Raw genomic sequence first — 25,330 nt, 5'->3', positions numbered from 1 at the left:
CTCGTCCTCGTCTATGACGTCGCGGTTCCGATGAAGGCCCACGACCAGCACATTCGGTACAGCGACGAGTGTGTCACAGTTCACAGGAACTCCTGCGCTGTGGTCTCGTATCGGCGCGGCATGCGTCGGCGGTGAGGGCGCGGCCCCGCTTCAGGTGTCGTGACGTCTCTGCGTTCACTACCGTGGACGCACGTCCACACGTGTCGAAAAGGAGTGCCGTGGCCCGCGCCGAGTCCCCGTGGTGGCAGACCGCCGTCGTGTACCAGGTCTACATCCGCAGCTTCGCCGACGGCAACGGCGACGGCGTCGGCGACGTCGCAGGTCTGAGGAGTCGGCTGCCGTACCTCGCGCAGTTGGGCGTCGACGCGATCTGGATCAACCCCTGGTATCCGTCGCCGATGGCCGACGCCGGCTACGACGTCGCCGACTATCGCAACATCGAACCCGCCTACGGCACCCTGGCCGACGCGCAAGCCTTGATCGCCGAAGCGCACGATCAGGGCATCCGGGTGCTGCTCGACATCGTGCCCAACCACACCTCAGACCACCACGCCTGGTTCCGGGCTGCGGTGGCCGACGAACCGGGCGCGCGTCAGCGCTACCACTTCCGGTCCGGCCGCGGCCCCGACGGTGCTCAGCCACCGAACAACTGGCAGAGCGTGTTCGGTGGGCCGGCGTGGACCCGGCTTCCGGACGGGCAGTGGTACCTCCATTTGTTCGCGCCCGGTCAGCCGGACCTCAATTGGGACAACCCCGAGGTGCGAACCGAATTCGAAGACATCCTGGCGTTCTGGTTCGACCGGGGCGTGGACGGCTTCCGCATCGATGTGGCGCACGGCATGGTCAAAGGCGATGGTCTGCCCGACACCGCCGATCCCGACGATGCGGCGCAAAGTCTGGTGCAGTCGCGCGAGGGGCATCCTGCCTGGGACCAGGACGGCGTGCACGAGATCTACCGCGGGTGGCGGGCAGTGGCGCAGCGCTACACGCCCGAGCGCATCTTCATCGCCGAGGCGTGGGTGCCGAGCAACGAACGGTTGGCCCGCTATCTACGACCCGACGAGCTGCACACGGCATTTCAGTTCGACTTCCTGCGTGCCCCGTGGCGCGCCGAGGTACTGCGCACCGTCGTCGACGATGCGATCAGCGCGGCCGCCACGGTGGGTGCGCCGCCGACGTGGGTGCTGTCCAACCACGACGTCACCCGCACCGTCACCCGGTTCTCGCGCTCTCAACCCGAGCATCTGATCGAAACGGATTGGGAGCGGGGTCGATGGGCCGACGAGGATCCCGACCACGTGATCGGCCGGCGTCGCGCCCGTGCCGCGGCGCTGGTGCAACTCGCACTGCCCGGGACGGCGTACATCTACCAGGGCGAGGAACTCGCGCTCGAGGAGATCGAGGACCTCCCCGACGAGGTGCGTCAGGACCCGACATGGGTGCAGTCCGGATTCACCGACGTCGGCCGCGACGGGTGTCGAATCCCGTTGCCGTGGACGGCGACTGACGTGCCCTATGGCTTTGCCGCAGATTCCACCGCGGTCACGTGGCTGCCGCAACCCGGGCACTGGGCCGAGCACAGCGTGGAGGCGCAGGACCGCGACACCGAGTCGACGCTGAACCTCTACCGACGCGCCCTCGGTCTGCGCGCGCAGATGTGGCACGACGCAGGCGATCTCAAATGGCTGACCACGCCCGCCGGGGTCTTCGCCTTCGAACGCGGGGCTGCGCAATGCTGGGTCAACACGGGTGACGTCGAGGTGCCGCTGCCTGAGTCGGGGTCGGTGGTGCTGGCCTCGGCGGAGGGTGTGCAGACGGCTCTGCCACCGGATACCGCCGTCTGGCTGCGTTCGGGCTGACCTATCTCGGCGGATCGTTGGCACTTTGCTGGGCGAGTTTGGAGATGAACACCGCCGCTTGTGTGCGCCTCTCCATGCCGAGTTTGGCCAGCAGCCGTGACACATAGTTCTTGATCGTCTTCTCGGCCAGGAACATTCGGGCCGCGATCTGGCGGTTGGTCAGCCCTTCGCCGAGAAGATCGAGCAGCACCCGCTCCTGATCGGTGAGTCCCGAGAGGGGATCGTTGGCGCGCCCGCCGCCGCGGACCGTCGCCATCAACGCGGCTGCGGCGCGGTTGTCCAGCAGCGACCGTCCGGCTCCGACGTCTTTGATGGCCTGGGCGAGCTCCATGCCCTTGATGTCCTTGACCACGTACCCGCTGGCGCCGGCGAGGATCGCGTCGAGCATCGCCTCGTCGGACGTGTACGAGGTCAGCATCAGGCAGCGCAGATTCGGCATGGCGGACAGCAGATCGCGACACAATTCGATGCCGTTGCCGTCGGGTAGTCGAACGTCGAGCACGGCGACATCGGGTTGCGCGGCCGGGATCCGCGCCAACGCCTCCGACACCGAGCCGGCCTCACCGATCACGTCGAGTTCGCCGTCGGTGCCGAGGAGTTCGATCAGGCCGCGACGCACCACCTCGTGGTCGTCGACCAGGAAGACCTTCACCTTGGTCGCGGAGCCGTCGTTCAGCGGTCAGCCCTCCGGGTCACAGTGCGGTCTGCGGATCGCAGATCAGGATGGAACAGTCGGTGTCACGCAGGGCGGCGTTGCCGGCTGCGCCCAGGAGTTCTGTCAGGCCACCCCGGCGCGCGCGGCTGGTCACCATCAGCGCGACGTCGTCGGCGTTGGCCGCCACATAGCCGAGGGCGTCGGAGTCGCAGCTGACCGACCTGATGTCGAGTTGTGGATATCTGCGTCGTGATTCGGCGAGACGGCGCTCCCACTGTGTGTGGGTGTCCGCCGTGCGGGGCGAGGTTGCGACGATCCGCAGCGGGGCATTGCGACGCCGCGCCTCTTCCAGCCCCCGGTCGAGCAGCAGACCGGCCGTGCAACGCTCAGGCAGTTCGACGATGACGGAGCGTCGCTTTCGGCCGTGCACTCGGTGAGAGCGCACGACGGCGACCGGGCACTGCGCGCCGGCCGAAAGCGCTGCCGCGGTGGAGCCGATTCGGCCGTGGGTCGAATGCTGCAGTCCCCGCGCCCCGACGCAGAGCATCAGTGCCGAGCGCGACGCGCGCAGCAGGGTCTCCACGGGACGCCCCTGCAGGATGCTGGTCTCGATGCCGACGTGCCGCCCGGTCGATTCGACAGCGTTCGCAACGTCTTTCACGGCCGTGCGCGCGCACGCCAGTCGTTGTGCCTGAGCATCTGGGTCAGTCGGATCGACGGCGTAGATCAGGTGCAGGGGGACGCCGCGATGCTCGGCTTCGTCGATGGCCCACAGCGCGGCGTCCAGCGCGGCGGCAGACCCGTCGACGCCCACCACCACCGCCGGGGTCTTCACGGTGATCACGGCGACTCCCGGTAGAGGTGCAGCACGTCGTGGACATCTCGTCGTGGCGTCGGCGGCGGCGGTGATTCGAGCACAGGTGCCCGGCCGATGCGGACCAGTGCCTGCGGAATCGCGTCACCGCCGATCAACGACGCCACGACATCTCGTCCGCTCTCGAACTCGGTCACGTGCGTGACGATGCACGTCGCCAGTCCCGACATCGTCGCATCGAGAACAATCGCCGAAAGGGCCTCGCCGCAACGCAATACGCTGTCGGGGGAGTCGTCGACGGAGGACACGACGAGAATGTGTGCGCGGTCTTCCGCCACCTCGGTACGCCGTTCCGCCCGGTTGGTGACGGGAAAGTTGCGTCCGACCGCGACACGGTCGCTTTCCGGCGCGGAAATCAGCGCACTCGCGGGAATTCCGGCATCGGATGCGAAAGTGTCTGTCCACCAATTGAGTTCGGAGTGGTACCGCGTGTCGAACATTCGCACGGCATCGGTCAGATGGGAGAGCTCCGCCACGGTCGCTCGGTGCTGATCGGCGATGACGTCGAGACGGACGGCGTCGGCGTGTTCAGAGGCCTTGACGAGGTGGTCGGCGGCGTGGGGAGGTTCGAGAAATGCCAGGCGGTCGGTGCGGCGCGCCATGATGGCGTCGGCGCGGCGTCGTTGTTCGACGCTGGCCGAGTGTGCTGCGACCAGCTCGATGCTGGCGAGGTGCTGCAGGTTTTCCGGATCCGGGAAGCGAGTGACCTCTCCGTGCCATCCCGCTGCTGCGATGGCGACCCGGAAATGGTCCAGTGCGGCTCCGCAACTCAGCAGGGCTTGGCGTCCGGTGTGGTCGGCCGCCTCGGCGCGGCGGGACGGATCGAGATACAGGTCGACGGTGCTCCCGGTCAGCGTCCAGCGCCACGGCTGCGTGTTGTGGAACGACGGCGCCCGGCACGCCACCTGCAACGCATCGACGACCGGCTCGTATCCGATCTGCTGCGTGGTCATCGCACCTCCATGTCCTCTGATGTCAGACTGCGCGGTGCGGGGCGCCCGGGACAGGGCCAATGGTCCCTATCCGGTGTGACGTGTCCCTCGCGATCCTCAGCAACGCCGACGTGAACGCCAGACTCTGATCTGCTCATTAGCGCAGCCGCTCGGTCGGCCTCAGCGGGCGGCGCAGCGGCATATGACGACCAAAAGCGAGTCCGCGCGCGAAAAGTGCACTGGCGCAACGATGGCAGTCGGGTTTGCGAGACGGGTGTGGTCCGGACTCCGAATGGGCCCCTCCGACGGCGTTCACCGGTGCGTCAAAACTCACAGCGCCTTCGGAGGTTGGCATGTCGGGACGTGGCCAATTCGAATAACCCCAGCTCACCGCGACGCGATCGCAACGGGATTGCTTCTCCTTGGCAACGGTTGCGTAACGCCGGATTTGTCGCGTCGGCGATTTCCGAAATTGTCGGTTCAGTAAGCCCAGTAACTGATCGGAATTGCAGCACGACGCAGAAGGACTGGGAGCGCATGTCACGGACCAAGAAGGGCATCGTCGTCGTCATGATGGGCAGCGCGGGGATGTTCTTGAGCGCGCCGCTGTTGACGCCGCTTGCCGCCGCCGAGCCCGGCCGGGGTGGCGTGCCGTGCGTCGGCATCCTCCAGCAAATCGCGAGTCGGCCGGCCGACATTCCGCAGGCACTGCAGAACGCCGCATCGTCGCTCACCGCCGGTCCGGGTCAGCCCACTCCGCCCGTCGTCGTGCCGCCGGCCAGTTCGTCGTCGGCGGGACGGCCGCCGACACCGCCGCGGCCGCCGGCGTCGGTGTCCACCTCGTCGTCCGGTGTCACGCCGCCCGCACCGGGAACTCCCGGGGTTCCGGTGGCCGTGCCGAGTGGAGCCGGCACGCCTCCTGTTCCGCCGGTACCTCCGAGCGGTGCGGTGACGCCCGTCGCGGGTGTGACGCCGCCGTCGCCGCCTGTGCCGGGGGCGCCTGTCGCGACACCACTTGTCAATGCGGGCCCGCCGTTGCCGGGCGTTCCCGGTGCGCCGATCGTCGGTGACGCCGGGACGGCCCTGCCGCCGGTTCCGGGTGTTCCTGGTGCGCCGGTGGGTGTTCCGGTGGGTGCTGGTGTGCCGCCGGTTCCGGGTGTTCCTGGTGCGCCGGTGGGTGTTCCGGTGGGTGCTGGTGCTCCGCCGGTTCCGGGTGTTCCTGGTGCGCCGGTCATTGGTGAGGCAGGTGTCGTGCCGCCAGCCGGCATGCCTGGCGTCGGTGCGCCGGTTGAGGGTGCCGGCGGTGCCGTGACTCCTGGCTCCGGAGGTGCTCCGGGTGCACCAATTGGTTCTGCCGCAGGCAATCCCGCGCCGCCGGCACCCGGTGTGCCGGGTGCTCCGGTTGTTGGTGAGTCGGGTGTGGTGGCGCCTCCTGCGCCGGGTGTGCCTGCGGTGCCGGTGGGTTCGTCGGTGGAGGGTGTGACGCCGCCTGCGCCGGGTGTGCCGGGTGCTCCGGTTGTTGGTGAGTCGGGTGTGGTGGCGCCTCCGGCTCCGGGTGTGCCGGCGGTTCCGGTGGGTTCGTCGGTGGAGGGTGTGACGCCGCCTGCGCCGGGTGTGCCGGGTGCTCCGGTGGTTGGTGAGTCGGGTGTGGTGGCGCCTCCTGCGCCGGGTGTGCCTGCGGTGCCGGTGGGTTCGTCGGTGGAGGGTGTGACGCCGCCTGTTCCGGGTGTGCCGGGTGCTCCGGTTGTTGGTGAGTCGGGTGTGGTGACGCCTCCGGCTCCGGGTGTGCCTGCGACTCCGGTCGCCAGCTCGGTCGAAACGTTCTCCCCGCCTGCACCTCCGACTCCCGCGACGCCGTCATCTAGTTCGGTCGAGACCTTCTCGCCCCCGGCTCCTCCCGCGCCTGCCGTTCCGGCGGGTTCGTCGGTGGAGATTGCGACGCCTCCGGCTCCGGGTGTGCCTGCGGTTCCGGCGGGTTCGTCGGTGGAGATTGCGACGCCTCCGGCTCCGGGTGTGCCTGCGGTTCCGGCGGGTTCGTCGGTGGAGATTGCGACGCCTCCGGCTCCGGGTGTGCCTGCGGTTCCGGCGGGTTCGTCGGTGGAGATTGCGACGCCTCCGGCTCCGGGTGTGCCTGCGGTTCCGGCGGGTTCGTCGGTGGAGATTGCGACGCCGCCTGTTCCGGGTGTGCCGGGTGCTCCGATTGTTGGTGAGTCGGGTGTGGTGACGCCTCCGGCTCCGGGTGTGCCTGCGGTTCCGGCGGGTTCGTCGGTGGAGATCGCGACGCCGCCTGTTCCGGGTGTGCCGGGTGCTCCGATTGTTGGTGAGTCGGGTGTGGTGACGCCTCCGGCTCCGGGTGTGCCTGCGGTTCCGGCGGGTTCGTCGGTGGAGATTGCGACGCCGCCTGTTCCGGGTGTGCCGGGTGCTCCGATTGTTGGTGAGTCGGGTGTGGTGACGCCTCCGGCTCCGGGTGTGCCTGCGGTTCCGGCGGGTTCGTCGGTGGAGATCGCGACGCCGCCTGTTCCGGGTGTGCCGGGTGCTCCGATTGTTGGTGAGTCGGGTGTGGTGACGCCTCCGGCTCCGGGTGTGCCTGCGGTTCCGGCGGGTTCGTCGGTGGAGATCGCGACGCCGCCTGTTCCGGGTGTGCCGGGTGCTCCGGTGGTGGGTGAGGCTGGTTTGGTGACGCCGCATGTTCCGGGTGTGCCGGGTGCTCCGGTGGTGGGTGAGGCTGGTTTGGTGACGCCGCCTGCTCCGGGCGCACCGGGAGCTCCGGTTGTTGGTTCAGGTGGCGCGGTCGGTCCCGGTGTCCCAGGCGCTCCTGGCGCCCCCGTCAGCGCTGCTGCAGGTACGCCTGGTCCGGGTGCTCCCGGCGCCCCCGGTGCTCCGGTCTTCGGGGACGCGGGTGCGGTGTCGCCTCCGGTTCCGGGTGGTCCGGGTGGTGGGGTGACGGTTCCTGCGGGTGCGGTGTCGCCTCCGGGTCCGGGTGGTCCGGGTGGTGGGGTGACGGTGCCTGCGGGTGCGGTGTCGCCTCCGGTTCCGGGTGGTCCGGGTGGTGGGGTGACGGTGCCTGCGGGTGCGGTGTCGCCTCCGGTTCCGGGTGGTCCGGGTGGTGGGGTGACGGTGCCTGCGGGTGCGGTGTCGCCTCCGGTTCCGGGTGGTCCGGGTGGTGGGGTGACGGTGCCTGCGGGTGCGGTGTCGCCTCCGGTTCCGGGTGGTCCGGGTGGTGGGGTGACGGTGCCTGCGGGTGCGGTGTCGCCTCCGGTTCCGGGTGGTCCGGGTGGTGGGGTGACGGTGCCTGCGGGTGCGGTGTCGCCTCCGGTTCCGGGTGGTCCCGGTGGCGCGGTGACGGTTCCTGCAGCGGCTGCAACGCCGCCGGTGCCGCCGACCCCGCCGTCGTCGGTGAGCATCAACAACGGTGGTCCGTCGTCACCGGTTCCGGGCGCTCCGGGCAACTCGCTGACGGTTCGCGATCTGCTGACCCCGCCTGGGGTGCTGCGCACCGTGCAGGACGCCGCATCGTCGGTAGCCGGAGTTCTGCCTCCGCCGCCGGCGCCTGCGCCCGGAATGCCTGCCGCCGTGTCGATTTCGGGTCCCCCCGTCCCGGATGGGGTCACCCCGCTGCTCGCCACGGGCGTCTCCAACCTGATTTCGCCGTCCCCGCTGAATCTCCCGTCGATCCCGGGTCTGCCGGTGCCGCTGCCCAACGAGATCCCGGTGCCCTCCGATCTGCTCTGCGTCGGCACGGACTGGTCGGCATCGCAGGGAGGCGGGGCAGCACACGCTCCCGCCGCCGATTCCGACGTGACGCGGGCACCTGTCGCCGGCGCTGACCGTCGGGACCGCTGGGAAGGTCGGTAGATCGTCAGGGCCTGGCTGAGTCGAAGCTCAGCCAGGCCGGAAAGCGAGCAGCCGTGGAGGCTCGGCTGATGTCGAAACGAGGGACACGCCGTTCCCTTGCAGTGACCACGACGACGGAAACAGGTGACCGCTGGCAGTCGGTGCGCGAGTCGACAGCCCCTTAAGGCTGGCGGTCCTTCTGCTCGTTTTCGGCCAGCGCCCCGGTAACCAGATCGGTGGCGACCTGGATCAGTGGCACATTGGAATCCTGAGACAGCTTGCGCAGCACGTCGAAGGCCTGCACCGCGTTGACCCGATAGCGCTCCATGATCATGCCCTTGGCCTGCCCGATCATGTCGCGGCTGGACAGCGCCTTCTTGAACTGTTCTTCCCGGCGGGCCGAATTCCAGGCAACCGACGAATGCGCGGCGAAGATCATCCCGATGGTTCGCGAGTCAGCCGTGAACACGTTGGGCTCTTCGGAGTAGACGTTGAGCGCTCCGAGCGTCTCATCGGCGATGAACAGCTGGAACGCCATGATCGACCGGATGGGGGTTTCCGCCAGCGCATCGCGTCGGTAGTTCGGAAACCGCGTATCGGTCTCGAGGTCGGCTACGTGCACCGTCTGCTCGTCCCAGGCAGCCGTCAGGCACGGGCCTTCGTGATAGCGCTGCTGGATCTTGTCGAGCAGCAATGGCCAGTGCGAGGTCGCTGCCGGCGTCTCGATCTGGCGAGCGTTGCGGGTCAGCGTGATACCTGCGTACTGCGCACCCGGGATCTCGGCGGCCGCATGTTCAGCCAGTTCAGCGACCACCGTGTCCGCGTCAGCATCGGGCCTGTTGTGCAGACCTCGCACCAATTCCGCCACACGCAGATGCGCTGCGTCCACGTCAACCTGTGCTTCCACCGCCACCGTCCAAACTCTTACGTCAATTCGGCATCAATCTACCGCTGACCTTTGGAAATCACCTGGGCATGCCATTGCCACTTGTGTGACCGTTCCGCCTCGGGCTTGCTCAGAGCGCCTTGAGGTATCGGGCCGCGATCAGTTTCTGCATGAGCGAAGTCGCCGGAGCCCCGAGGCGGCTCCACCACGTAGCAGGCCGGGAGAAGGCGGCGACCTCGGCGATCACCTGGTCTGTGCTGCTGTCATAGCGCACCAGGAACAGCTCCTCGCCACGGACCGCGTGTCCGGGGAGGGTGCCGTAGGCGAATCCGCGTCGGTCCGGTTCGTCGACGACGTACACGACGCGGCAAGGGGCGACCACCGGGCCCAGGTGCCCGAGCACGTCCGTCCCCACGTGGGCCGTCGGCGTCGTCGCCTCGACGCGCAGCCCAGCACCCCGCAACATGCCGAAACGCATGCCTGCCGCGGATGCTGCTTCGAATCGTTCACGGCCGCTGCCAATGACCGACGTCCTACGGAGGAACCGATAACCCGGTGGCGGTGAGCCGGCGGTTGCGCCCACATCGGGATAGGTCAGCGGCAGACCGGCCAGATCGCTCAACTTCACCGGTTGAGCTTCGCATCGCGGGCGTAGCGTCGGTGCGGTGACTACGACGACACTGACCCTGGGCACCGATCTCACCGTGAATCGCCTGGCCTTCGGCGCGATGCGCCTGACCGGCAAGGGCGTGTGGGGTCCGCCCGCAGACCGCGACGAATGCCTGCGCGTGCTGCGTCGGGCCGTGGAACTCGGCGTGAACTTCATCGACACCGCGAACTCGTACGGCCCTTACATCTCGGAAGAGCTCATTCGGGAAGCGCTGCACCCCTACGACGGCGTCGTCATCGCCACCAAGGCGGGGCTGCTGCGCACCGGTCCCGATCAGTGGCCCGTGCTCGGATACCCGGCGTATCTGCGCCAGGAGTGCGAGATGAGTCTGCGCCGCCTCGGTGTGGACAGCATCGACCTGTTTCAGCTGCACCGCATCGACGACAAGTTCCCGGCCGAGGACCAGGTGGGGGAGCTGTTGGCACTGCAGCAGGAGGGCAAGATCCGCCACATCGGGCTGTCGGAGATCGGCGTCGAGCAACTCGAGGCCGCGCAGAAGGTGGCGCCGATCGTCTCGGTGCAGAACATGTACAACCTGACGACCCGGGGCGCTGAACCCCTCGTCGATGCCTGCGAAGCTCAGGGCATCGCGTTCATTCCGTGGTTCCCGCTGGCGGCAGGCCCGTTGGCAGCTGCCGACGGGCCGCTGCAACGCATCGCCGCCGAACACGGCGCGACACCCTCACAGTTGGCGTTGGCGTGGCTGCTCAAGCGGTCGCCGATCATGCTGCCCATCCCCGGGACGTCGAAGGTGGCCCACCTCGAGGAGAACGTGGCGGCCGGCGAGATCGAGCTCAGTGACGACGAGTTCGAAACGCTGAGCAAAGCCGGTGCCGCCCAGAGCTGACACCTCCAATACGGTGAGCGGGTGAGCGCCCCCGAATCCGCCGACGTCGCGTCCGGCGGCGGCTTCAATCCGCCGCGGCCCACGACCCGTGGCGGCCCCGACTACGGACGGTTCGTCGAGGCGGTACGCACGCTGCAAGACCACGCGCGCGCCGCCGACGCACCTGATGACGTCGTCACCGCCGCAGCGGACCTCATCGAGCAAGCCTCCGAGCTGCTCGCCCCGTTCGACGCCGACGAGTGGACGTCACCGTCGGGACGTCGGATGGACCTGCCCAACCGGGGCAACATCCTGAACGTGCCCGTCGACCTCCACGTCACCGACGACGAGCGCATCGGCGGGACCGCCCACTTCCGGCGCTATCACCTGGGTCGCAACCGGGCTGCCCACGGCGGCACGATCGCCCATCTCTTCGATTCGCTGCTCGGCTTCACGGCTGCGAAGTTGGGCAAGAGCCGGGCCCAACGCACCGCATTCCTGCACGTCGATTACCGCAAGATCGTGCCGGTGAACAAGGTGTTGCGGGTCGATGCCGGCATCGACGAGATCGTGGATCGCAAGATCTTCGTCTCGGGCCGGCTGCTCGACGGCGACCAGGTGCTCGCCGAAGCGCACTCGCTGTTCGTCAAGCTCAAGCCGGGGCAGCCATGACCGACGGCAAACGCAACGCCTTCACGCGGCGCTGGGCCCGGTGGCGTGACCGGCTGCGGGAACGGCCCGCTGCGGATCTGACCTACCGCATCGTGGTCGGCGCGGTCGGCCTGGCCGTGTTCGCGGTCGGCATCATCGCGATCCCGTATCCCGGACCCGGCTGGGCGATCGTGTTCATCGGGCTCGGCATCCTGGCCACCGAGTTCGACTGGGCTCGCCGCCTCCTGGCGTGGGTGCGCGAGCGCTACGACAAGGTCATGGAGTGGTTCAAGAACCAGGGGCTCTGGGTCAAGATCCTGGGCGTCGTGTTCACCGCCGCCGTCGTCGTCGGCACGCTGTGGCTGCTCGGGGCGCTCAACTTCGCGGCCCGGCTGGTCGGAATCGAGTGGCCCTGGCTGCAAAGCCCTATTGGTATCGGGTCCTGAGGTCCCGCACCGATAGCATGGTCGCGGTCGCCGAGCCTGTTCGGTCGACCGCGCTGCAGAACTGCACCAACGTTGGGAGAACCCCTCATGACCGCGCCCGCTCGCCCCGCACCAGCCGCCCCGATCCGGGTCGCTGCCGGGACGACCGCCGCTGCGGCGGTGCGTGAGGCCGGGCTGCCGTCCCGGGGTGCGCCCGACGCCATCGTCGTGGTCCGCGACGCCGACGGGCGCCTGCGTGACCTGTCCTGGATTCCTGACACGGACGTCGACGTCGTCCCGGTGGCGGCCGACACCGAGGACGGGCGCAGCGTCATCCGGCATTCGGCAGCGCACGTGCTGGCGCAAGCGGTCCAGGACATGTTCCCCGACGCCAAGCTGGGCATCGGTCCGCCGATCACCGATGGCTTCTACTACGACTTCGACGTGGCCGAACCGTTCACACCCCCGAAGACCTCGATGCGCTCGAGAAGAAGATGCGCAAGATCGTCAAAGACGGTCAGCTCTTCGAGCGCCGCGTCTACGAGTCCAAGGACCAGGCCCGCGCCGAGCTGGCCGGCGAGCCGTACAAACTCGAGCTGATCGACGACAAGTCCGGCGCCGACGACCCCGAGGTCATGGAGGTCGGAGGCGACGAGCTGACCGCCTACGACAACCTCAATCCCCGCACCCGCGAGCGGGTCTGGGGCGACCTGTGCCGCGGCCCGCACATTCCCACCACCCGCTACATCCCAGCGTTCAAGCTGACTCGTAGCTCGGCGGCGTACTGGCGCGGCGATCAGGCCAACGCCAGCCTGCAGCGCGTCTACGGCACCGCGTGGGAGTCGCAGGAGGCGCTCGACCGGCACCTGGAGCTGATCGAAGAGGCGCAGCGGCGCGACCACCGCAAGCTCGGCGTCGAGCTGGACCTGTTCAGCTTCCCCGACGAATTGGGTTCCGGCCTACCGGTTTTCCATCCCAAGGGTGGCATCGTGCGGCGCGAACTGGAGGAGTACTCGCGGCGCAAGCACATCGAGGCCGGCTACGAATTCGTCAACACCCCGCACATCACCAAGGAACAGCTCTACATCACCTCCGGTCACCTGGAGTGGTACGCCGACGGCATGTTCCCGCCGATGCACATCGACGCGGAGTTCAACGAGGACGGCTCGGTCCGCAAGCCGGGGCAGAACTACTACCTCAAACCGATGAACTGCCCGATGCACCACCTGATCTATCGGGCGCGGGGACGGTCCTACCGGGAACTTCCGTTGCGGCTCTTCGAATTCGGGAGTGTCTACCGCTACGAGAAGTCCGGCGTGATCCACGGGCTTACCCGGGTTCGGGGGATGACGCAGGACGACGCGCACATCTACTGCACCCGTGAAGAGATGCGCGACGAGCTGGCCCGGCTGCTGCAGTTCGTGCTGGATCTGCTCGCCGACTACGGCCTCGACGACTTCTACCTCGAGCTGTCCACCAAGGACCCGGAGAAGTTCGTCGGCTCCGACGAGATTTGGGAAGAGGCCACCGAGACGCTGCGCGAGGTGGCGGAATCCTCGGGCCTGCAACTGGTTCCGGACCCCGGTGGCGCCGCGTTCTACGGGCCCAAGATCTCGGTGCAGGTGCGCGATGCGCTCGGCCGGAGCTGGCAGATGTCGACCATTCAGCTCGACTTCAACATGCCGGATCGGTTCGAACTCGAGTACACCGCCGCCGACGGCACCCGCAAGCGGCCGGTGTTGATCCACCGGGCTTTGTTCGGCTCGATCGAGCGGTTCTTCGGCATCCTCACCGAGCATTTCGCCGGCGCCTTCCCGGCGTGGCTGGCGCCGGTGCAGGTGGTGGGGATTCCCGTCGCCGACGGTCATGTCGACTACCTGCTCGACGTGGCTGCCGACCTGAAGAAGCACGGGATCCGCGCCGAGGTCGACACCAGCGACGACCGGATGGCCAAGAAGATCGTCAACCACACCAATCAGCGAGTGCCTTTCATGCTGCTCGCGGGTGATCGTGACGTGGAGGCCGGCGCGGTGAGCTTCCGGTTCGGCGACCGCACGCAGATCAACGGTGTCGGACGCGAGGCGGCTGTCCAGACCATCGTCGACTGGGTGAGGCGACGCGAGAACAGCGCTCCGACAGCAGAACTCGTAACCGTCGACGCGCAGGCAGGCGAGGGGTGACGTGGACTCGGACGACACGATCGTAGACCGCGGGGTAGGTGAACCCGACCGTTTGCAGCGGTTGTGGACGCCCCACCGGATGAACTACATCGTCGACGCCGTGAAGCCGGGAGGGTCGGCGGCGTCGTCCGAGCCGTTCACCGACATCCCCAACATGTCCGACGAGGACGGCCTGGTGGTCGCGCGCGGCGAGCTGGTCTACGCGGTGCTTAACCTCTACCCGTACAACCCCGGACACCTGATGGTGGTGCCCTATCGGCGGGTCGCGGAACTGGAAAACCTGACCGTCGACGAAAGCGCCGAGCTGATGGCGTTCACGCAGAAGGCGATTCGCGTGATGAAGGCGGTGTCGCGGCCTCACGGGTTCAACGTCGGGCTCAACCTCGGCACGTCGGCGGGTGGCTCGCTGTCGGAGCACCTGCACATGCATGTGGTGCCCCGCTGGGGCGGTGACGCGAACTTCATCACGGTCATCGGGGATTCGAAGGTCATCCCGCAGCTGCTGCGCGACACCCGTCAGCTGCTGGCCGGCGAGTGGGACCGCCAGCCGTGAGCGATTTCTACCTGATGACCCGGGCGGCGTATGCCAAGCTGTCGCGGCCCGCGGCCAAAGGTGCGCTGCGCCTGGGGCTCACCCCCGACAGCGTCACCATCCTCGGCACGGCCGGATCGGTGCTCGGCGCGTTGACGCTCTTTCCGATGGGTCAGCTCTGGTGGGGCGCGTTCACGGTGTTCGTGTTCGTGCTCGCCGACATGCTCGACGGGGCGATGGCCCGGGAGAGCGGCGGTGGCAGGCGCTTCGGCGCGGTGCTCGACGCGACCTGTGACCGCATCAGCGACGGCGCGATCTTCTGCGGATTGCTCTGGTGGGCGGCGTTCGGGTTGCAGAGCACCGGACTCGCGGTCGCCACCATGATCTGTCTGGTGTCTTCCCAGGTGATCTCGTACATCAAGGCCAGGGCGGAGGCGAGCGGCCTCACCGGCGACGGCGGGCTCATCGAGCGTCCCGAGCGGCTCGTGATCGTCCTCGCCGGAGCCGGGCTGTCCGGGCTGCCGTTCCTGCCGCTGCACTGGCTGCTGCCAGTGGCCATGTGGGTGCTGGCGGTGACCAGTGTGCTCACTGTTGGACAGCGGCTACACAGCGTGCGCGTCTCGCCGGGCGCGATGGATCCCCTCACCCAGGCCGACACGGCCGAGAAGCCCGAGACCCCCGAACCATGATGATTCCGTACGGGGACCACCTCAGCGACTGGGGCTACGCCGCGGGCTGGCGGCTGGTGCGCGCAGCGCCAGAGATCGTGGCTCGCAACGCTTTCGGCGCAGGCGCCCGGTACGCCGCCCGTGGCGGCGGACCCGATCAGCTGCGAAAGAACCTCGCGCGGGTCATCGGCACCGCACCACGCGACGTGCCCGACGAGCTGATGCACGCCTCGCTGGCGTCCTACGCCCGGTATTGGCGAGAGGCGTTCCGGCTGCCGTCGATGGACCACGACGAGTTGGGGCGCCAGTTGGACGTCCTCGACATCGGCATGGCGTTCGATGCGCTGAAGGAGAGGGGTCGCGGAGCCATTCTCGCGTTGCCGCACAGCGGCAATTGGGACATGGCCGGGGTGTGGCTGGCGCAGAACTTCGGAACGTTCGCCACCGTCGCCGAACGTCTGAAACCGGAATCGCTGTACAACCGCTTCCTCGCCTACCGGGAAAGCCTGGGATTCACGGTGATTCCGTCCTCGGGTGGGGAACGGCCACCGTTCGACGTGCTGTCGGACTGGTTGACCGACAACGGGATCGTGTGCCTGATGTCCGATCGCGACCTCAGCCGGCGCGGCGTGGAGGTGGACTTCTTCGGTGAACCCACGCGCCTGCCCGCCGGACCGGCGAAACTCGCAATCACCACCGGAGCCGCGCTGTTCCCGGCGCACTGCTGGTTCGACGGCGACGGGTGGGGCACCAAGATCTACCCCGAGATCGACACCTCGTCGGGCGATGTCACCGTCATCACCCAGGCGCTGGCCGACCGGTTCGCCGACAACATCGCCACCTATCCCGCCGACTGGCACATGATGCAACCGCAATGGCTGGCCGACCTCTCCGAAGAGCGCAGGGCGAGGCTGGAGGCGCCCTGATGCGCATCGGGATGGTCTGCCCGTACAGCTTCGACGTCCCCGGCGGCGTGCAGTCCCACATCCTGCAGCTTGCGGAGGTCATGCACGCGGCGGGCCATGAGGTCAGCGTGCTCGCGCCCGCCTCGCCCGACGCCGAGACGTCGCTGCCCGACTACGTGGTCTCCGGCGGCAAGGCCATCCCGATTCCGTACAACGGGTCGGTGGCGCGGCTGCGTTTCGGACCGGCGACGCACCGCAAGGTGAAGAAATGGCTGCAGCAGGGCGATTTCGACGTGTTGCACCTGCATGAGCCCAACGCGCCCAGCCTGTCCATGCTGGCCCTCAACATCGCCGAGGGTCCGATCGTGGCGACCTTCCACACGTCGACGACGAAGTCGCTGACGTTGTCGGTGTTCGAGCCGATCCTGCGGCCGATGCACGAGAAGATCGTGGGGCGCATCGCGGTCTCGGACCTGGCCCGCCGGTGGCAGATGGAGGCGCTGGGCAGCGACGCGGTCGAGATTCCCAACGGCGTCGACGTCGCGTCGTTCGCCACCGCGCCGATGCTCGAGGGCTACCCGCGCCCGGGTCGCTCGATCCTGTTCCTCGGTCGCTTCGACGAGCCGCGCAAGGGCATGTCGGTGCTGATGGGCGCGCTGCCCGCCGTCGTGCGCCGCTTCCCTGACATCGAGGTGCTCGTGGTGGGGCGCGGTGACGAGGCGGAGCTGCGTGAGACAGCAGGCCCTCTGGCCGGGCACCTGCGGTTCCTCGGCCAGGTCGACGACAAGCAGAAGGCCGCGGCGATGCGCAGCGCCGACGTGTACTGCGCGCCCAACACCGGTGGCGAGAGTTTCGGCATCGTGCTGGTCGAGGCGATGGCCGCAGGCACCGCGGTGGTGGCCAGTGACCTCGATGCGTTCCGCCGGGTGCTCGACGACGGCCGCGGCGGCCGGCTGGTGGCCGTGGACGACTCCGCCGAGCTGGCTGCCGGTCTGATCGAGGTGCTGGCCGACGACGCACGTCGGGCCCGCTACATCGAATGCGCCACCGAGCTCGTGCAGCGCTACGACTGGTCGGTGGTGGCACTGCAGATCATGCGGGTCTACGAGACGGTGGCCGGCTCCGGCGTGAAGGTGCGGGTCGCAGGGTGAGTCGACCGTGATTCCGTGGATGACCGCGGTGGTGATCGCGCTGTTGGTCGCCGCGGTCGCGCTGATCGCGCTGTGGGCCTATCAGACCGCCCACCGCCTCGACCGCCTGCACGTGCGGTACGACCTGTCTTGGCAGGCGCTCGACGGCGCGCTGGCCCGCCGAGCCGTGGTGGCCCGCGCGGTCGCCGTCGACGCGTATGGCGTCGGTCCGGACGGCAAGAAACTGGCCGCCCTGGCCGACGCTGCCGAACGGGCTCCCCGGTCTGCCCGCGAGGCCGCCGAGAACGAGCTCTCGGCAGCGTTGGCCCGCGTCGATCCCGCCTCGTTGCCGCGCCCCCTGGTGGCCGAACTCGCCGACGCCGAAGCGCGGGTGCTGTTGGCCCGGCGGTTCCACAACGACGCGGTCCGCGACACGCTGGCGCTGCGGGAACGCCCCGCGGTCCGTGCGCTGCGGCTGGGTGGCACCGCGGCGATGCCCGGGTATTTCGAGATCTCCGAGGGCGGAGAAGTGTCGACGCGTGAGGCTGCCCCGCCGACGGCGCGCAGGTCGGCCAGGGTGCTGCTGCTCGACGACGACGGCGCCGTGCTGCTGCTGTGCGGATCGGACCCGCAGAGCGAGGCCCAGCCCGTGCCGCGTTGGTGGTTCACCATCGGCGGCGCGGTGCAGGCGGGGGAGTCGCTGGCGCAGACGGCCGCCCGGGAACTCGAGGAGGAAACAGGCCTGCGGGTGAACCCCGGGGACCTGATCGGACCGGCATGGCGGCGTGACGCGACGATCGAATTCAACGGAGCGGTGATGCGCAGCGAGGAGATGTACTTCGTCCATCGCACCGCACGCTTCGAGCCGGCCGATGGCGGCCGGTCGGGTCTGGAACAGACCTACATCCATGGCCACCGGTGGTGCGATGCGACAATCATCCGCGAACTGGTTGCCGGTGGTGAGGCGGTCTATCCGCGTCAGCTCGCCGACCTGCTCGACGAGGCGCAAGCGCTGGCCGACCGGCCTGAGTTCGACGACCGGCAGCCGGTGCGCCTCATCCGCTGAGCTGCGGATCGAATTGGTTTGCCGCCGCATTTACACTGAATCGGCAGCGATTGAAGGAGTTGACAGTGGAAATCGAAGGCGCCCAGAGCAACGGCAGTCCGGCCCGCGGAACCGCGCGGGTGAAGCGGGGCATGGCGGAGATGCTCAAGGGTGGCGTGATCATGGACGTCGTCACCCCTGAGCAGGCCCGCATCGCCGAGGGTGCCGGCGCCGTCGCGGTGATGGCGCTCGAGCGCGTCCCGGCCGACATCCGCGCCCAGGGCGGGGTGTCGCGGATGAGCGATCCCGACATGATCGAGGGCATCATCTCCGCGGTCACCATCCCGGTGATGGCCAAGGCCCGCATCGGACATTTCGTCGAGGCGCAGATCCTGCAGAGCCTCGGTGTCGACTATGTCGACGAGTCGGAGGTGCTGACTCCGGCCGACTACGCCAACCACATCGACAAGTGGAAGTTCACCGTGCCGTTCGTGTGCGGTGCCACCAATCTGGGCGAGGCGCTGCGGCGGATCACCGAGGGCGCGGCGATGATTCGTTCCAAGGGTGAGGCCGGCACCGGCGACGTATCCAACGCGACCACGCACATGCGCAAGATCGGCGGCGAGATCCGTCGGTTGACGTCGCTGTCGGAGGACGAATTGTATGTCGCGGCAAAGGAATTGCAGGCGCCCTACGATCTGGTGGTCGAGGTGGCGCGGGCGGGCAAGCTGCCGGTGACGCTTTTCACCGCCGGCGGCATCGCGACCCCGGCCGATGCGGCGATGATGATGCAGCTCGGTGCCGAGGGCGTGTTCGTCGGGTCGGGCATCTTCAAGTCCGGCAATCCCGAAGAGCGCGGCGCCGCGATCGTCAAGGCCACCACCTTCTACGACGACCCCGACGTACTGGCCAAGGTGTCGCGTGGGCTGGGTGAGGCGATGGTCGGCATCAACGTCGACGACATCCCGGTGCCCCACCGGCTCGCCGAGCGAGGCTGGTAGGAACACGCGATGAGCGCTTGCGCGAAGAGCGGACGGCACTAGCTGTGGCGATCGAAGAAATCCTCGACCTGGAGCAGATCGAGGTCAACATCTACCGCGGCGGTGTGTTCAGCCCCGAATCGGGCTTCCTGCAGCGCACCTTCGGCGGCCACGTCGCCGGCCAATCGCTGGTCTCGGCGGTCCGCACCGTCGACCCGAAGTTCCAGGTGCACTCGCTGCACGGCTACTTCCTGCGTGCGGGCGACGCCCGATCGCCCACGGTGTACACCGTGGAGCGGCTGCGTGACGGCGGCTCGTTCGTCACGCGACGGGTCGCCGCGATCCAGCACGGCGAGACGATCTTCTCGATGTCGGCCTCGTTCCAGACCGACCAGAGCGGCATCGAGCACCAGGATGCGATGCCGACCGCTCCGCCGCCCGACAACATCCCCGACTTCAAGTCGGCCAGCAGGGTGTTCGATGACGCCAGCTTCCGCCAGTTCGACGAATGGGACGTGCGGATCGTCCCGCGTGATCAGCTGAACTTGTTGCCCAACAAGGCATCTCAGCAGCAAGTGTGGTTCCAGCATCGGGATCCGCTGCCCGACGATCCGGTGCTGCACATCTGCGCGCTCGCCTACATGAGCGACCTCACGCTGCTGGGCTCGGCGCAGGTGAACTATCCCGACGAGCGCCAGCATCTGCAGGTCGCCTCGCTCGACCACGCGATGTGGTTCATGCGCCCGTTCCGCGCCGACGAATGGCTGCTCTACGACCAGTCCTCGCCGTCGGCGTGCGGCGGGCGTTCGCTCACCCAGGGCAAGATCTTCAACCAGTACGGCGAGATGGTGGCCGCGGTCATGCAGGAGGGCCTGACCCGCTACCCGCGTAACTTCACCCCGTCGAGCACGTGAGCGGGCCCCGGGTCGGGGTGCTGGCGCTGCAGGGGGACACCCGCGAACACCTCGCGGCGCTGCGCGAAGCCGGCGCCGATGCCTCCACGGTGCGCCGGGCTGACGAGTTGGCGCGGGTCGACGGTCTGGTGATTCCCGGCGGGGAGTCGACGGCGATGAGCCACCTGTTGCGCGAATTCGACCTGCTCGAGCCGCTGCGGGCCCGGCTGTGTGAAGGCATGCCGGCCTATGGATCGTGCGCCGGCATGATCCTGCTGGCTGCCGAGATCGCCGACGCGGGGGTGCCCGGACGTGAGGCGCTGCCGTTGCACGGCATCGATATCACCGTGCGGCGCAACGCCTTCGGTCGCCAGGTCGATTCGTTCGAAGAGGACATCGCGTTCCAGGGCCTGGACGGCACGGTGCACGCGGTGTTCATCCGGGCGCCGTGGGTGGAGCGGGTCGGTGACGGGGTGGAGGTACTCGCCACCGCGGCGGGCCACCCGGTCGCGGTGCGGCAGGGCCGGACACTCGCGACGGCGTTCCACCCGGAGGTCACCGGCGACCGACGCGTCCACAAACTCTTCGTCGACTCTTTCTCCTAGCGATTTCGGCGTGGTTGTCGTCGCTCAGCGACGACAACCACGCCGAAATCACGCCTGAGCCGGCAGCACGTGGTCGGCAACCTTGTCGGTCGACAGGCACAGCGAACAGACGAACGCGTCGTGCGTCTGGCACTTCGCCATGTCGGGCCGCTCGAAATCGTGATGGCACACATGGCATTTGAGGTGCTCGCCGGACGGGTTGCCGAGCTCGTCGTACATGGGGAGGTCGATACCGTCCTCGGTGCGGCGTAGGTAGTACTTGCCCTTGGTGGCCACCGCCAAGATCGGGGGCAGCACGAGCGCGAGACCGATCGCCACCAACGGTGAGTAGGGCCGGATCGCTTCGCCCAGAACGCCGAAGAACGCCAGGATCGAGACGCCCGCGGCGATCAGCATCGATCCGAAGCCGACCGGGTTGATCGCGTACAGCATGCCTCTGCGGAACTCCGGCGCCTGCGGGGAGATCTTCAGCAGGTACTTATTGATGACGATGTCCGACGCCACCACGACGACCCACGCCATACCGCAGTTGGCGTAGAACCCGAGGATGGTGTTGAGGAAGTCGAACATGTTGGCTTCCATCAGGATCAGCGCGATCAGCAGGTTGAAGCCGAGGAACACGAGCCGACCGGGATAGCGCTTGGTGACGCGGGTGAACGAGTTGGTCCACGCCAGCGAGCCGGAGTAGGCGTTCGTCACGTTGATCTTGATCTGGCTGATCACGACCAGCACGACGGCCAGGGTCATCGCCAGCCAGCCGGGCAGGAAGTTCTCGTAGATCTCCAGGAACTGGTGCACGGGCTGGTTGGCCACGCCGGCGCTGCCGGCGACGTTCGCGATCAGATAGACCGCGAGGAACAACCCCACGATCTGTTTGATCGCGCCGAAGAAGACCCAGCCCGGGCCGGCGAGGATCATCCACGTCCACCAACTGCGCTTGTTCTCCGGTGTTTTCGGCGGCATGAAGCGCAGGTAGTCGATCTGCTCGGCGATCTGCGCGATCAGGGACAGGCAGACGCCCGCGGCCAGCAGCGTGTAGCCGAGGTCGAAGCCGCCCTTGCCTTCTTCGCCCTGATAGGCGAAGAACTGGCCGACCGACTCGGGATGGCTGACCACGAGGTAGACGAACGGTGCGACCATCAGGACGAGCCAGAGCGGCGTCGTCCACACCTGAAGTGTGGACAGCACTTTCATGCCGTAGATGACGAGCGGGAAGATGATCAACGTCGATGCCGCGTACCCGAGCCACAGCGGTATGCCCAGGCCGAGTTCGAGGCCCTGGGCCATGATCGAGCCTTCGAGGGCGAAGAAGATGAACGTGAACGTCGCCATGATGACGTTGGTGACGACGGAGCCGTAGTAGCCGAATCCGCTTCCGCGGGTGATCAGGTCGAGATCCATGTTGTAGCGCGCGGCGTAGTACGCGAGCGGAAAGCCCGTCAGGAAGATCACGACGGCGAAGATGAGGATGCCCCACAGCGCGTTCGTCGTCCCGTAGGAGATGCCGATGTTGGCGCCGATCGCGAAGTCGGCCAGGTAGGCGATACCGCCGAGGGCGGAGATGCCGACGACACCCGTGGACCACTTGCGGTAGCTGCGGGGAGCGAAGCGCAGCGTGTAGTCCTCGAGTGTTTCCTTGGTGGCTGTCAGACGGTCGAGGTCGGCATCTGGTGCGCCGGCGCGCACCTCATCGCCGATTTCCTGAGTCATTCGGCAAAGCTAGGACTGCGCTGTTTCGGCGACGTTTCGCCCGTGTTAGCGCTTCCTGTGACTCAGCGTATGGGCAGCCCGGTGATCGCGCGTGCCATCACCAGACGCTGGATCTCGCTGGTGCCCTCGAAGATCGTGAAGATCTTGGCGTCGCGGTGCATCCGCTCCACCGGGTATTCGCGGGTGTAGCCGTTGCCACCCAGGATCTGGATCGCCTCGTCGGTGACATAGACGGCGGTTTCGCTGGCCACCAGCTTGGCCATCGAGCCTTCGGCGGACTCGAAGGCCTTGCCGTTGCGGGCCATCCAGCCGGCGCGGTAGACCAGCAGACGCGCGGCGTCGATGCGGGCCTTCATGTCGGCCAATTTGAAGGCCACAGCTTGGAATTCGCCGATCTTGCGGCCGAACTGCTCGCGCTCGGTGGCGTAGTCGCGGGCGTATTCGTAGGCCGCACGTGCCACGCCGACGGCCATGGCCCCGACGGTCGGGCGGGTGCGTTCGAAGGTCGCCATCGCTGCTTGGCCCGCGGCCTTCTTGCCGTCGCGGACCTTGGCGATGCGGGCGTCGAACTTCTCCTTGCCGCCCACGATCAGCCGGCCGGGGATGCGGACGTCGTCGAGCACCACTTCGGCGGTGTGCGAGGCGCGGATGCCGTGCTTGAGGAACTTCTGGCCCTGGCTCAGCCCCTTGGTGCCGGGCGGGATGATGAACGACGCCTGGCCCCTGGTGCCGAGTTCCGGGTGGACCGAGGCGACGACGACGTGCACATTGGCGATGCCGCCGTTGGTGGCCCATGTCTTGGTGCCGTTGAGCACCCACTCGTCGGTGGCCTCGTCGTAGCGGGCGCGGGTCAGGATCGAGCCGACGTCGGAGCCGGCGTTGGGCTCGGACGAGCAGAACGCCGCGACCTTCGGATCGTCGACGGAGCCGAACATCTGCGGCACCCATTCGCCGACCTGGTCGGGGGTTCCGTTCGCGGCGACGGACGCCGCGGCCAGTCCGGTGCCGAGGATGGACAGCGCGATACCGGCGTCACCCCAGAACAATTCCTCGAACGCGACGATCATGCCGAGTCCGCTCGGCTCGGCGGCCTGCTCGGCGAAGAATTCCACGGAATAGAGGCCCACCTTGGCGGCCTCCTGGATGATCGGCCACGGGGTTTGCTCGCGCTCGTCCCACTCCGATGCAGCGGGGCGGACGACGTCATTGGCAAACTCGTGGACCCACTTCTGCACGTCGAGCAGGTCCGAGGACAACTCCAGCGAGAACGTCATGCAACAGAACCTTACTCCGGAGTAAGATCATCGACCAGAGGCTGTGTCCCAGCTAACACGGGGATGAGCAGCCGAGATGCGGAGTGAACGGTGTTGAGGCTGCTGGTGCCGACGCTGGCGTGCCGGAAGTTCATGATCGCCGGGGCTTGGGGGTCCTGATCGTCGCTGGTGAGGACCAGCTCGAGGCGGTGGCCCGCCGCGAATCGTCGGGCGTTGGCCACCAACGGAATCCGGTAAGCGATGACGACCCCGACGGGCACTGCCACCGCGTGATCGCAGGGCAACACGGGCGCTCCGTCACCGCTCTGCGTCTCGTCGACGGTGCGCAGACTGGCGCGCAACCATCCGGCGGTCACCTCGGTGATCTCTCCGTCGGGTGCGACGTCTCTCAGTGTGGCCAGCCAGGCCGTGTCGGCCGCGGTCGCCGAGGCGTGCAGTCGCAGCTCGATGTGACCGACGACGTCGAGCGGCGCGGAGAGGGGGTCCGAGGTCCACGTCAGGATCGCCGGCGGGTCGATCGGACTCGCGGCAGCGCGGTTGAGGCCGGCGCCGAGCGTCAGGTACTCCCTGGAGCCGGGTTCGCCCTCGTCCTCGGACAGCACACCGTCGGCGCGCAGCGCCCATTCTTGCCGTCGGGCGGCCGGGGGCCAGGTGTCGCTGGCGTGCCACCCGTCGGCGCCCGGCACGACGTAGCGCACGGCGGGGCCGTCCATGATGCCGGTGTCAGCGCCTTTGAGCCAGTGGTCGTACCAGGCCAGCGCCTCGGTGTGCAGACTTTCCCACGGCCAGGTCAGGCCGTACCGGCCCAGCATGGCCATCCTGACATTCGGGTTGTGCTGCAACGCTTTCCACGACGTGAACGTCGAGGGTAGGTGCAGCGGCACGTTCTCCCAGTCGCAACCGAGATAGACGGGGATGTCGATGTCGCTCATCAGTGGCAGCAGGTTGCGCTCCTGCCACCAGTCGTCCCGCAGGGGGTGTTTGACCATCGTGTCGAGCCACAGGTCGTCCCAGGGGTGTGGTTGGTGGGGGAGCTTGAGCAGTTGGCGCATCATCGTGACGGCGGCCTCGCCGTTCATCGTCGCGAACTTCGCGTGCACCTGCGGGAGGTTCAGGGCGCGGCGGGCCACGGCCAGCACCGGGTTGCGCCGCCAGAACGCATCGCTGCGCGCCGATGTCAGCCCCATCATCGCCAGGAACGGCGTGATGAACGACGAACTGGTGAGGCCGTGGTGGGACGCCGCCTCGTAGAGGTCGGCCGTTGCCGCGACGGGGAAGATCGCCCGCAGATGCGGCGGCCGCTCGACGGCGGCCTCGAGTTGGGTCATCGCGAAGTAACTGATGCCGATCATGCCGACGTTGCCGTCGCACCAGGGTTGCGCGGCGGCCCACTCGACCAGGTCGTACATGTCGCGCCGCTCCTGGGCGTCCATGAAACCGAACACCCCGCCTGAACCGCCCGTGCCGCGCACGTTGGCGATGACGTGGACGTAGCCGCGGGGCACCCAGAAGTCCGTGGCGCCCGCCTCGATGAAGCCGGCCGGCGCGCCGAGATCCTGCATCTGTCGCGGGTACGGCGACGCGGCGACCAGGGCGGGGAAGCGTCCGTCCTCTTGGGGGAGGTGCACATCGGCGATCAGGTCGACGCCGTCCCGCATGGTGACCCGCTGGTTGATCAGGTGCTCGATGGCGAATCGCGGCCGGCTCAGGTTGCGATAGTCATGCCCGGTGTCCTGCGGTCCGTTGAGCCGCCGTTCGGTCATAGTTTCACGGTATGGTGAAACTAGTCTCAACGC

23 protein-coding genes and 1 pseudogene are annotated in these 25,330 nt (G+C 67.9%); 15 read left to right on the top strand and 9 right to left on the bottom strand.

What is annotated here, in order from left to right; all coding sequences use genetic code 11:
* Window positions 1-218: 218 nt before the first annotated feature.
* Window positions 219-1,859 carry a glycoside hydrolase family 13 protein gene (locus PGN37_RS13310; protein WP_335331500.1) on the top strand — a complete coding sequence of 547 codons (1,641 nt, stop codon included), beginning with the start codon at window positions 219-221 and terminating at the stop codon, window positions 1,857-1,859.
* Between the two features lies 1 nt (window position 1,860).
* On the opposite strand, the gene dosR is transcribed toward PGN37_RS13310, so the two are convergent.
* The 4 genes from dosR to PGN37_RS13290 all read right to left on the bottom strand — a co-directional run bounded on the left by dosR (window position 1,861) and on the right by PGN37_RS13290 (window position 5,234).
* Window positions 1,861-2,511: a hypoxia response regulator transcription factor DosR/DevR gene (gene dosR, locus PGN37_RS13305; RefSeq protein WP_335331499.1), complete on the bottom strand. Its 651-nt coding sequence runs from the start codon at window positions 2,509-2,511 to the stop codon at window positions 1,861-1,863.
* A gap of 40 nt (window positions 2,512-2,551) precedes the next feature.
* Window positions 2,552-3,358 (bottom strand): universal stress protein, encoded by an 807-nt coding sequence (locus tag PGN37_RS13300; protein WP_335331498.1) that lies wholly within the window; start codon window positions 3,356-3,358, stop codon window positions 2,552-2,554.
* Window positions 3,355-4,341, bottom strand: coding sequence for an Acg family FMN-binding oxidoreductase (locus tag PGN37_RS13295; RefSeq protein ID WP_335331497.1), 987 nt, complete (start codon window positions 4,339-4,341; stop codon window positions 3,355-3,357). Before PGN37_RS13295 ends, PGN37_RS13300 begins: the two co-directional genes overlap by 4 nt.
* Before the next feature lie 725 nt (window positions 4,342-5,066).
* Window positions 5,067-5,234, bottom strand: a complete 168-nt coding sequence (locus PGN37_RS13290) for a hypothetical protein (protein ID WP_335331496.1) — start codon at window positions 5,232-5,234, stop codon at window positions 5,067-5,069.
* Between the two features lie 107 nt (window positions 5,235-5,341).
* Between PGN37_RS13290 and PGN37_RS13285 the strand changes: the two genes are divergently transcribed.
* The gene (locus PGN37_RS13285) at window positions 5,342-5,632 is read left to right on the top strand and encodes a hypothetical protein (RefSeq protein ID WP_335331495.1); all 291 of its coding nucleotides are present in this window, start codon (window positions 5,342-5,344) and stop codon (window positions 5,630-5,632) included.
* 1,628 nt (window positions 5,633-7,260) lie between these two features.
* A complete protein-coding gene (locus PGN37_RS13280) occupies window positions 7,261-8,175 on the top strand; it encodes a hypothetical protein (protein ID WP_335331494.1) in 915 nt (304 codons plus the stop codon).
* Between the two features lie 160 nt (window positions 8,176-8,335).
* On the opposite strand, the gene PGN37_RS13275 is transcribed toward PGN37_RS13280, so the two are convergent.
* The gene (locus PGN37_RS13275; RefSeq protein WP_442932921.1) at window positions 8,336-9,067 is read right to left on the bottom strand and encodes a GAF and ANTAR domain-containing protein; all 732 of its coding nucleotides are present in this window, start codon (window positions 9,065-9,067) and stop codon (window positions 8,336-8,338) included.
* Window positions 9,068-9,170: 103 nt separating this feature from the next.
* On the bottom strand, window positions 9,171-9,668 hold the full coding sequence (locus PGN37_RS13270) for a DUF1990 family protein (protein ID WP_335331493.1): 498 nt from the start codon (window positions 9,666-9,668) through the stop codon (window positions 9,171-9,173).
* Between the two features lie 37 nt (window positions 9,669-9,705).
* Between PGN37_RS13270 and PGN37_RS13265 the strand changes: the two genes are divergently transcribed.
* From PGN37_RS13265 to pdxT, 12 genes and pseudogenes are all read left to right on the top strand, one after another.
* Window positions 9,706-10,557 carry an aldo/keto reductase gene (locus PGN37_RS13265; RefSeq protein WP_335331492.1) on the top strand — a complete coding sequence of 284 codons (852 nt, stop codon included), beginning with the start codon at window positions 9,706-9,708 and terminating at the stop codon, window positions 10,555-10,557.
* 21 nt (window positions 10,558-10,578) lie between these two features.
* Window positions 10,579-11,208, top strand: coding sequence for a PaaI family thioesterase (locus PGN37_RS13260; RefSeq protein WP_335331491.1), 630 nt, complete (start codon window positions 10,579-10,581; stop codon window positions 11,206-11,208).
* Entirely contained in the window at window positions 11,205-11,633 is a 429-nt protein-coding gene (locus PGN37_RS13255) for a TIGR02611 family protein (RefSeq protein ID WP_335331490.1), read from the top strand. Before PGN37_RS13260 ends, PGN37_RS13255 begins: the two co-directional genes overlap by 4 nt.
* Before the next feature lie 87 nt (window positions 11,634-11,720).
* A pseudogene (gene thrS / locus PGN37_RS13250) lies at window positions 11,721-13,792 on the top strand (threonine--tRNA ligase).
* A 1-nt stretch (window position 13,793) separates the two neighbouring features.
* Complete coding sequence (locus PGN37_RS13245; protein ID WP_335331489.1) at window positions 13,794-14,345, top strand: HIT family protein; 552 nt, start codon at window positions 13,794-13,796, stop codon at window positions 14,343-14,345.
* The gene (gene pgsA / locus PGN37_RS13240) at window positions 14,342-15,013 is read left to right on the top strand and encodes a phosphatidylinositol phosphate synthase (protein ID WP_335331488.1); all 672 of its coding nucleotides are present in this window, start codon (window positions 14,342-14,344) and stop codon (window positions 15,011-15,013) included. The genes PGN37_RS13245 and pgsA overlap by 4 nt, the downstream gene beginning before the upstream one ends.
* Complete coding sequence (locus PGN37_RS13235) at window positions 15,010-15,918, top strand: phosphatidylinositol mannoside acyltransferase (protein WP_335331487.1); 909 nt, start codon at window positions 15,010-15,012, stop codon at window positions 15,916-15,918. Before pgsA ends, PGN37_RS13235 begins: the two co-directional genes overlap by 4 nt.
* Window positions 15,918-17,048: a glycosyltransferase family 4 protein gene (locus PGN37_RS13230; RefSeq protein WP_335331486.1), complete on the top strand. Its 1,131-nt coding sequence runs from the start codon at window positions 15,918-15,920 to the stop codon at window positions 17,046-17,048. Before PGN37_RS13235 ends, PGN37_RS13230 begins: the two co-directional genes overlap by 1 nt.
* 19 nt (window positions 17,049-17,067) lie before the next feature.
* Complete coding sequence (locus PGN37_RS13225; RefSeq protein ID WP_335331620.1) at window positions 17,068-18,093, top strand: NUDIX hydrolase; 1,026 nt, start codon at window positions 17,068-17,070, stop codon at window positions 18,091-18,093.
* 71 nt (window positions 18,094-18,164) lie between these two features.
* Window positions 18,165-19,073, top strand: a complete 909-nt coding sequence (gene pdxS / locus PGN37_RS13220) for a pyridoxal 5'-phosphate synthase lyase subunit PdxS (RefSeq protein WP_335331618.1) — start codon at window positions 18,165-18,167, stop codon at window positions 19,071-19,073.
* Between the two features lie 44 nt (window positions 19,074-19,117).
* On the top strand, window positions 19,118-19,966 hold the full coding sequence (gene tesB / locus PGN37_RS13215; protein WP_335331485.1) for an acyl-CoA thioesterase II: 849 nt from the start codon (window positions 19,118-19,120) through the stop codon (window positions 19,964-19,966).
* Window positions 19,963-20,550 (top strand): pyridoxal 5'-phosphate synthase glutaminase subunit PdxT, encoded by a 588-nt coding sequence (gene pdxT / locus PGN37_RS13210; RefSeq protein WP_335331484.1) that lies wholly within the window; start codon window positions 19,963-19,965, stop codon window positions 20,548-20,550. Before tesB ends, pdxT begins: the two co-directional genes overlap by 4 nt.
* A 48-nt stretch (window positions 20,551-20,598) precedes the next feature.
* On the opposite strand, the gene PGN37_RS13205 is transcribed toward pdxT, so the two are convergent.
* The 3 genes from PGN37_RS13205 to PGN37_RS13195 all read right to left on the bottom strand — a co-directional run bounded on the left by PGN37_RS13205 (window position 20,599) and on the right by PGN37_RS13195 (window position 25,297).
* Complete coding sequence (locus PGN37_RS13205) at window positions 20,599-22,260, bottom strand: purine-cytosine permease family protein (protein WP_335331483.1); 1,662 nt, start codon at window positions 22,258-22,260, stop codon at window positions 20,599-20,601.
* Window positions 22,261-22,322: 62 nt separating this feature from the next.
* The gene (locus tag PGN37_RS13200; protein ID WP_335331482.1) at window positions 22,323-23,534 is read right to left on the bottom strand and encodes an acyl-CoA dehydrogenase family protein; all 1,212 of its coding nucleotides are present in this window, start codon (window positions 23,532-23,534) and stop codon (window positions 22,323-22,325) included.
* Window positions 23,535-23,545: 11 nt separating this feature from the next.
* Window positions 23,546-25,297, bottom strand: a complete 1,752-nt coding sequence (locus PGN37_RS13195; RefSeq protein ID WP_335331481.1) for a CocE/NonD family hydrolase — start codon at window positions 25,295-25,297, stop codon at window positions 23,546-23,548.
* Window positions 25,298-25,330: the final 33 nt, after the last annotated feature.

It is taken from the genome of Mycobacterium kyogaense (assembly GCF_036946525.1).
GTDB classification, from domain to species: domain Bacteria; phylum Actinomycetota; class Actinomycetes; order Mycobacteriales; family Mycobacteriaceae; genus Mycobacterium; species Mycobacterium kyogaense_A.
The sequence above is the reverse complement of the archived record's forward strand: the minus strand, read 5'-3'. Positions and strand labels throughout refer to the sequence as shown.

Coding starts and splice junctions, on each gene's coding strand:
- PGN37_RS13295 (WP_335331497.1), bottom strand. CDS start 4,341: ATGACCACGCAGCAGATCGGATACGAGCCGGTCGTCGATGCGTTGCAG.
- PGN37_RS13285 (WP_335331495.1), top strand. CDS start 5,342: ATGCGGGCCCGCCGTTGCCGGGCGTTCCCGGTGCGCCGATCGTCGGTG.
- PGN37_RS13255 (WP_335331490.1), top strand. CDS start 11,205: ATGACCGACGGCAAACGCAACGCCTTCACGCGGCGCTGGGCCCGGTGG.
- PGN37_RS13235 (WP_335331487.1), top strand. CDS start 15,010: ATGATGATTCCGTACGGGGACCACCTCAGCGACTGGGGCTACGCCGCG.
- PGN37_RS13230 (WP_335331486.1), top strand. CDS start 15,918: ATGCGCATCGGGATGGTCTGCCCGTACAGCTTCGACGTCCCCGGCGGC.
- PGN37_RS13225 (WP_335331620.1), top strand. CDS start 17,068: ATGACCGCGGTGGTGATCGCGCTGTTGGTCGCCGCGGTCGCGCTGATC.
- PGN37_RS13205 (WP_335331483.1), bottom strand. CDS start 22,260: ATGACTCAGGAAATCGGCGATGAGGTGCGCGCCGGCGCACCAGATGCC.
- PGN37_RS13200 (WP_335331482.1), bottom strand. CDS start 23,534: ATGACGTTCTCGCTGGAGTTGTCCTCGGACCTGCTCGACGTGCAGAAG.
- PGN37_RS13195 (WP_335331481.1), bottom strand. CDS start 25,297: ATGACCGAACGGCGGCTCAACGGACCGCAGGACACCGGGCATGACTAT.